The sequence below is a fragment of the Streptomyces sp. NPDC020731 genome (genome assembly GCF_044334705.1).
In the GTDB taxonomy this organism is placed as follows: domain Bacteria; phylum Actinomycetota; class Actinomycetes; order Streptomycetales; family Streptomycetaceae; genus Streptomyces.
The window spans coordinates 385,789-392,818 of sequence record NZ_JBIRTN010000005.1 but is presented as its reverse complement, the minus strand read 5'-3'; the positions used below and the strand labels follow the sequence as shown (position 1 = coordinate 392,818).

The following is a 7,030-nucleotide window of genomic DNA, read 5'->3' as shown; positions in this document are numbered from 1 at the left end:
TGGGCGGGGCGCCCCCCCCGCGGGGCGGGGGGGGGGGCGGGGGGGGGGGGGGGGGCCGGGGGGGGGGGGGGGGGGGGGGGGGGGGGGGGGCGGGGGGGGGGGGCCCCCCCGGGGGGGGCCCCCCCCCCCTCCGCCGGGATCCGCCGCGTTCCGCTACTCGGTCCTGACCTCGATGGAACCGTCGATGATGCCTTCCTTGGCCTTGGCCACGGCGTCCGTCAGGCCGGGAACCTCGGCCATCTTCGGGTTGCTGTCGGAGAGGCCGACGCCGTTCACCTTCAGGTCGAAGACCTGGGTGCCGGTCAGCGGCTTGTCGTCGTGGACCGACTCGGCCAGGGCGAACACGGCGCCGCCGACGTCCTTGAGGGCGGAGGTGAGGATGTAGTCCTTGTACGGGGCGAGGGCTTCCTGCTGGTACTGGTCGGAGTCGACACCGATCGCCCAGACCTTCGCCTTGGCGGCGGCCTCGATGACGCCCTGCCCGGAGAGGCCGGCCGCCTGGTAGACGACGTCGGCGTTCTTCTCGATCTGGCCCTCGGCGGCGGCCTTGCCCTTGTCGGGGCTGGAGAAGCCGCCCTCCTCCGCGGTCTGCGTCAGGTACTGCGGGATCACCTTCACCTTGGGGTCGGTGTCCTTGACGCCCTGCTCGTAACCGGCCTGGAACTTGTGGATCAGCGGGATGTCCACACCGCCCACGAAGCCGACCGTCTTGGTCTTGGTGGCCTTGGCGGCGGCGACACCGGCGAGGTAGGAGGCCTGCTCCTCGGCGAAGACGAGGGAGGCGACGTTGTCGCCCTCGACCACGGAGTCGACGATGCCGAAGGTGGTCTTCGGGTACTTCGCGGCCACCGCCTTCATCGCGGGGCCGTAGGCGAAGCCGACGCCGATGACCGGGTTGTAGCCCTGGCGGGCCAGCGAGGCCAGGCGCTGCTCCTTGTCCGCGTCGGTCTCGCCCTCGGTGGGCTCGACGTCGGCGGTCTTGTAGCCGAACTCGTCCTTGGCCTTGGTGAGGCCGGCGAAGGCGGCGTCGTTGAAGGACTGGTCGCCCTTGCCGCCGATGTCGTAGGCGATGGCGAGGCCGAGGTCTTCCTTGGAGCCACCGCTGTCGCCGTTGTCACTGCTGGTGCCGCCGCAGGCGGTGGCGGCGAGTGCGAGCGAGGCGACCCCCACCGCGACGCGGGTCAGTCTGGATATCCGACGCATCTGAAGTCCCCATTCTCCAAAGCCCCGCAGCGGGTGCTCGGTTCGGCGCACATTAACGCGCGTAGACATTCCTGGGAACGGGGTTCCGCGGGGCCGTTATCCATTCGTGCCGATGGCCGGTTACGTCCCTGTGAACCAGAGGGCCGTAGGGGATCGAAACGGGCGACCGGTGTGACGCGCGCGTCTGCACGGGCCCCACGCTGCCCCTCCCCCGCCCGGCACGCAAGCGGAGCGGCGGGGGAGGGCGGCGCGGTGCCGCCGTGCGGGTGGGGAGGGGGCGCGGTGGGCGACCCGATCCGTCGGGGAGGGGGCTGCGGCTAGCGGAGGGCGTCCAGGAGGGCGGCTCCGGTGAAGAGTTCCACGCCTACGGTGATGGCGTGTTCGTCCACGTCGAAGTCGCCCTGGTGCAGATCGCGCACGGTGCGCTCGCCCGGGGGGCGGACGCCGAGACGGGCCATGGCGCCGGGGACGCGCTCCAGGTACCAGGAGAAGTCCTCGCCGCCGAGGCTCTGCTCGGTGCCCTCGACGGACTCCACCCCGCGCCGCGCGACCATGGCGTCGCGCAGCAGCTCGGTGGCGCCGGCCTCGTTGACGACCGGCGGGACGCCGCGCACGTAGGTGATCTCCGACTTGGCGCGGTGCAGGTTGGCCACCTCGTCGATGGCGGCGACCACGATGTCGGGGGCCTGTCGCCAGGTCTCCAGGTCCAGGCAGCGCACGGTGCCGGACAGCTCGGCGTGCTGCGGGATGACGTTGGGAGCGTGGCCCGACTCGACCCGGCCCCAGGTCACGGCGAGTCCGCTGCGGCTGTCGACCCGCCGGCCGACCAGGGCGGGCACGTCGGTGACGACACGCGCGGCGGCGGTGACCAGGTCGGTGGTCAGATGCGGGCGGGCGGTGTGGCCGCCGGGGCCGTCGAGGGCGATCTCCAGCCGGTCGCAGGCGGAGGTGATGGGCCCCTCGCGCAGGCCGATCTTCCCGGCGTCGACGCGGGGGTCGCAGTGCACGGCGAGGATCCGGCCGATGCCTTCGAGTCCGCCGTCCTCGATGACCTCGGCCGCTCCGCCGGGCAGCACCTCCTCGGCGGGCTGGAAGATCAGCCGCACGGGGCGCGGCAGCAGGCCCTGGCGGTGCAGTTCGGCGAGGACCAGGCCGGTGCCGAGCACGACGGTGGTGTGCACGTCGTGGCCGCAGGCGTGGGCCCGGTCGGGCACGGTGGAGCGGTAGGGGCAGTCGGCCTTCATGTCGGGGATGGGCAGGCCGTCGATGTCGGCGCGCAGGGCGAGCATCGCCGAGTCCGTGCCGGCTTCGCCGTCGGTTCCGATGTCACAGATCACACCGGTGCCGCCGGAGAGGACGCGCGGCTTCAGACCGGCCCGCTCGAGGCGTTCCTTGATCGCGGCGGTGGTGCGGAACTCCTGGTGACCGAGCTCCGGATGCATGTGCAGGTCGCGTCGGAAGGCCACGAGTTCGGCGCGCAGGGCCTCGGGCAGCGCGCCGGGGAGCACCGCTCCCCCGGGGAGATCGATCTCGGACTCCAGTGACATCAGTGGTTTCACCCTTTGAAGAGTAGGGCGCCGGAGCCGTCCACTGACCCCCGATCAAGAAAAATCAGCCCGTTGGGGGGAGAAAAACTGGCTGCCCTACGCATAGCCGTGTATTGAGGTGGGTACACTCACCGCCTTTTTGCGAGGGTATAGGCCTATGGCCTGCCGGTCCATGAGGTCGATCACACTCCGGGACACGGTTCCGGCACCCGTCCACTCCTCACGGTTACCACGCTCGGCCCAAGCCACGCGGACCGGTTCATTCGGCGGATGCCGTGCCGCGGCCCGGCAGCGCCCCGTGGATCCGCGGGGCCCGCCGCCGTCAGGGCGGCGGGCAGCGGGCGGCGTCCGGTCACCGGGACAAGCGGCGAGGCGCGTTCCGAGTGACGACGATCACCGGCGCAGTGCCGCGGCGAGCGGGCCCGTGCCGAGAACGGTGGCGTTCACGCCCGGTCGCCGAACCGCTCGCGCACGCGTTCCCGGATGCGGTCGTCGTACCGCTCGGCCAGGGCCTCCGGCCCGTCGGCCGCGCCGATCAGGGCCGGCGGCCCGTCCGGCGCCGACTGCTCCTCGGCGGGACGCGGCGGGAGTGCCTCGGCGGCCTGTGACAGTTCCTCGTCCCGGGTGACGAGCAGGCACGGACGCCGCACCCGGGACGGCGTGAGCCGGTCCACCGGGTGGCGTGTGTCCTCGTGGTCGAACGCTGCGGTCACGCGGCCGGTCCGGGGCAGCGCCCATCTCCCACGCGCTGACTTCCGGCGCCGGGAACTCAGACCGCCGGGACCGTCCGCAGGTGGTGGGCGGACTTGGCCGTGTCGGTGACGTTGGCCAGGAAACCCTGGGCGCGGGGGGAGGCGTTCCTGGTCAGCCAGGCGGAGTCTATGTCGCACACCACGACGCGGACGCCCGTGCCGGCGAGGGCCAGCGGGAGGGTGTGGACGACCGTGGAGGGGAAGCTGAGGACCGTACGGCCGATGGGGCCGCGGCGGGCGACGATCTCCAGCGGGAGCTCCGGGCGGACGATCTCCAGTCCCGTCCCGACGGCGAGCCGGTGGAGTTTCTCCGTGCTCTCGCGGCGGTGGGCGAAGTAGCGCTTGGCGCCGTGCGTGGCGACCAGGGCGCGTACGGCCTCCAGGTAGGCGTCGGCGTCCACCACGCCGGTCTCCACCAGGGACGTGCCGACCATGTCGGCGCTCCGGGTGACGCGGGGCGGGCCGAAGCGGCCCCGGGTCCAGGTGAAGGTGTGGGAGCTGACGGTGACCCCGGGCGGGGTGTCCTCCATGGGCATGGAGGTGAAGACCTCCACCGTGCGCTTCTCACCGGGGGTGAGCCGGCGCCGGGCGGCGGCGGACACGGGGGCGAGGACGAGTTCACGGGGGCCAGGGCGACCGCCCTTGCGGTGCCAGCGCACCAGGCGTTCGCCCCGGGCCAGCTGGCCGACGAACTCCATCGTCGCGGTGCCGTCGTCGACGACGACGACCTCACGGGCGCGGGTGATCGTCAGCAGCAGCTGGACGTAGCGGGAGAAGGGGTCGCCGAGGACGACGCGGGTGGCCCGGCGGAGCGGCACGGCGAGGCCGCCGACCGTCTGCAGCGGGGCGCTCGCTCCCCCGCGTGCCTCCTCCCAGCGGACCTCGTGGCCCTCCTCGCGGGCCAGCTCCGCCATGCGGCGCAGCTGGCCCCGGGTCATGGGGTCGACCGGGGACAGCACCACGAGGGTGAGCCCCACGCCGGGCGCATGCGCGTGCGCCCACTCCAGCACGTTGAGCAGTTGTACCGGGCTCTCGACGAAGGCGAGAGTGTGAGGGCCGGGCAGGCCGGCGCGGGGGCTCATCGACGTACGACCGTTCCCGTCGTCGTAAGGATGGGAGGGGTGCGGGGTTCAGACGGCCACGGGCTCGCCGGCGGCCGTGGCGATCTCCGCCTCGGCGACCACGCCGGTGACGCGGCGCAGCTTCTTCATCGGGCCCAGCTCGGAGTCGTAGACCTTCTTGACGCCGTCGCCGAGGGAGGCCTCGATGGTGCGGATGTCGCGGACCAGGCGGGTCAGGCCCTGCGGCTCGACGGAGGCGGCCTGGTCGGAGCCCCACATGGCGCGGTCGAGGGTGATGTGGCGCTCGACGAAGGTGGCGCCGAGGGCGACGGCGGCGAGCGTGGTCTGCAGGCCGGTCTCGTGGCCGGAGTAGCCGATCGGGACGTTCGGGTACTCCTGCTGGAGGGTGTTGATGACCCGCAGGTTGAGCTCCTCGGCCTTCGCCGGGTAGGTGGAGGTGGCGTGGCAGAGCAGGATGTTGTCGCTGCCCAGGACCTCGACCGCGTGGCGGATCTGCTTCGGCGTCGACATGCCGGTGGAGAGGATGACCGTCTTGCCGGTGGCGCGCAGGGCACGCAGCAGCTCGTCGTCGGTGAGGGAGGCGGAGGCCACCTTGTGGGCGGGGACGTCGAACTTCTCCAGGAAGGCGACGGCCTCGGTGTCCCACGGGGAGGCGAACCAGTCGATGTTCTTGCTCCTGCAGTACGCGTCGATCTGGCGGTACTCGTCCTCGCCGAACTCCACGCGGTGGCGGTAGTCGATGTACGTCATCCGGCCCCAGGGGGTGTCGCGCTCGATGTCCCACTGGTCGCGCGGGGTGCAGATCTCGGGGGTGCGCTTCTGGAACTTGACGGCGTCGCAGCCGGCCTCGGCGGCGGCGTCGATCAGCTTGAACGCGTTCTCGATGTCGCCGTTGTGGTTGATGCCGATCTCGCCGGTGACGTAGACGGGGCGGCCGGGGCCGGCCTCGCGGGTACCGAAGGTGCGGATGCGGGAGTTGACGCTCATGACCTGGTGTTTCCTTACGTGGGGAGGGAATCGAGAGAGGGACCGAGGATCCAGCCGGCGATCTCTCGGATCGCGCCGTCACCGCCGCGGAGGGTGGTGACCGCGCGTGCGGCGCCGCGTACGACGTCGTGGGCGCTCGCGACCGCCACGGGCCAGCCGACGAGGGCGAAGCACGGGAGGTCGTTGACGTCGTTGCCGACGTAGAGCACGCGCTCCGGCGCGATGCCCTGTTCCTCGCACCACTGCTTCAGTGCGAGGTCCTTGCGGTCGATGCCGTGCAGCACGGGGAGCTCGAGCTTGCGTGCGCGGGCGGCGACGACCGGGTTCTGCTCCGTGGACAGGATGAGCAGCCTGAGGCCGCTGCGGCGCAGGGCCGCGATACCGAGTCCGTCCCCGCGGTGCACGGAGACGAACTCCCGTCCGTCGGAGTCGATCAGCACCCTGTCGTCGGTCTGGGTGCCGTCGAAGTCGAGGACGACCGCGTCGATGTCGTCGGCGGTCGGGAGGGAGCCGGGCCGGTCCGCGTCGAAGAGCGGGGCGAGGGCCCGGGAGCGCGCCAGGTCGTGCGGGTCGTCGATCTCCAGCACGCGGGCCGGGTCGGTGCGCACGAGTTCGGTGCGGCCGAAGAAGCGGTGCCTGTGCTCGCGAAACCCTGCCGCGTCCATGGCGTAGGCGGCGCCGGTCTCCAGGAGGTCCTGGGGGCGGTCCTGGCGACGGGGGCGGAAGGACTTGTCGTGGTTGACGCCGTGGCCTCCGGCGGCGGAGGCGGGGCCGGCGCCCGCGCCGGCGGTGTGGGCGGGTGCCGTGGCGGGGCCGGTGGCGGTCGGGGCGGCGCTCCGGTCGCCGGCGGCGGGGGCGGTGGTGGGGCCGGCGCCGGTGGCGGTCGGGGCGGCGCTCCGGTCGCCGGCTGTGGGGGCGACGCCCGCGCCGACGGCGGGGGCGGGTGCCGTGGCGGGGCCGGTGGCCTCGTCCGCCGCGTCGCGCCAGACGAAGCCGTGGAACGGGGCCACGGTCACCGCCGTGTCCGCGCCCTGGTCGGTGATCGCGGCGGCCACTCCGTCGATGTCCTCGCGGAGCAGGAAGGGGCTGGTGCACTGCACGAGCAGGACGACGTCCACGGGGGCGCCGTGCAGGGCCTCGTGGGTGTCCATGGCGTGCAGGACGGCGGCCTCGGAGGTGGCGGTGTCGCCGGCGATGGCGGCGGGCCGCAGCACGACCTCGGCGCCGGCCTGCCGGGCGGCGGCCGCGATGGCCTGGTCGTCGGTGGAGACGACGACGTCCGTGACGTACCGGGCGGCGCGGCACTCGCGCACGGCGCGCGCCACCAGGGGAACGCCGCCGACGGGAGCGAGGTTCTTCGCGGGTACGCCCTTGGAGCCGCCGCGCGCGGGGATCACGGCGAGCACACGGCGCACCGTCGGCGGGTTGGACATGGGATCAGCTCCTTGAACGGGGATCG

6 protein-coding genes are annotated in these 7,030 nt (G+C 73.0%); all 6 read right to left on the bottom strand.

What is annotated here, in order from left to right:
• Nucleotides 1-153: 153 nt before the first annotated feature.
• The 6 genes from ACH4VX_RS10720 to ACH4VX_RS10695 all read right to left on the bottom strand — a co-directional run bounded on the left by ACH4VX_RS10720 (nucleotide 154) and on the right by ACH4VX_RS10695 (nucleotide 7,004).
• Nucleotides 154-1,203: a BMP family protein gene (locus ACH4VX_RS10720; RefSeq protein WP_398366985.1), complete on the bottom strand. Its 1,050-nt coding sequence runs from the start codon at nucleotides 1,201-1,203 to the stop codon at nucleotides 154-156.
• A gap of 317 nt (nucleotides 1,204-1,520) precedes the next feature.
• Nucleotides 1,521-2,750, bottom strand: a complete 1,230-nt coding sequence (locus ACH4VX_RS10715) for a M20 family metallopeptidase (protein ID WP_398367000.1) — start codon at nucleotides 2,748-2,750, stop codon at nucleotides 1,521-1,523.
• A 443-nt stretch (nucleotides 2,751-3,193) separates the two neighbouring features.
• On the bottom strand, nucleotides 3,194-3,463 hold the full coding sequence (locus tag ACH4VX_RS10710) for a hypothetical protein (protein WP_398366984.1): 270 nt from the start codon (nucleotides 3,461-3,463) through the stop codon (nucleotides 3,194-3,196).
• A 56-nt stretch (nucleotides 3,464-3,519) separates the two neighbouring features.
• Nucleotides 3,520-4,584, bottom strand: a complete 1,065-nt coding sequence (locus tag ACH4VX_RS10705; protein ID WP_398366983.1) for a hypothetical protein — start codon at nucleotides 4,582-4,584, stop codon at nucleotides 3,520-3,522.
• Between the two features lie 48 nt (nucleotides 4,585-4,632).
• Nucleotides 4,633-5,571: an N-acetylneuraminate synthase family protein gene (locus ACH4VX_RS10700; protein WP_398366982.1), complete on the bottom strand. Its 939-nt coding sequence runs from the start codon at nucleotides 5,569-5,571 to the stop codon at nucleotides 4,633-4,635.
• A 14-nt stretch (nucleotides 5,572-5,585) separates the two neighbouring features.
• The gene (locus ACH4VX_RS10695; RefSeq protein WP_398366981.1) at nucleotides 5,586-7,004 is read right to left on the bottom strand and encodes a cytidylyltransferase domain-containing protein; all 1,419 of its coding nucleotides are present in this window, start codon (nucleotides 7,002-7,004) and stop codon (nucleotides 5,586-5,588) included.
• Between the last annotated feature and the right edge of the window lie 26 nt (nucleotides 7,005-7,030).

What these genes read in the sequence shown, in the direction of transcription:
- ACH4VX_RS10720 (WP_398366985.1), bottom strand. Translation starts at nt 1,203, where the DNA reads ATGCGTCGGATATCCAGACTGACCCGCGTCGCGGTGGGGGTCGCCTCG.
- ACH4VX_RS10715 (WP_398367000.1), bottom strand. Translation starts at nt 2,750, where the DNA reads ATGTCACTGGAGTCCGAGATCGATCTCCCCGGGGGAGCGGTGCTCCCC.
- ACH4VX_RS10705 (WP_398366983.1), bottom strand. Translation starts at nt 4,584, where the DNA reads ATGAGCCCCCGCGCCGGCCTGCCCGGCCCTCACACTCTCGCCTTCGTC.
- ACH4VX_RS10700 (WP_398366982.1), bottom strand. Translation starts at nt 5,571, where the DNA reads ATGAGCGTCAACTCCCGCATCCGCACCTTCGGTACCCGCGAGGCCGGC.
- ACH4VX_RS10695 (WP_398366981.1), bottom strand. Translation starts at nt 7,004, where the DNA reads ATGTCCAACCCGCCGACGGTGCGCCGTGTGCTCGCCGTGATCCCCGCG.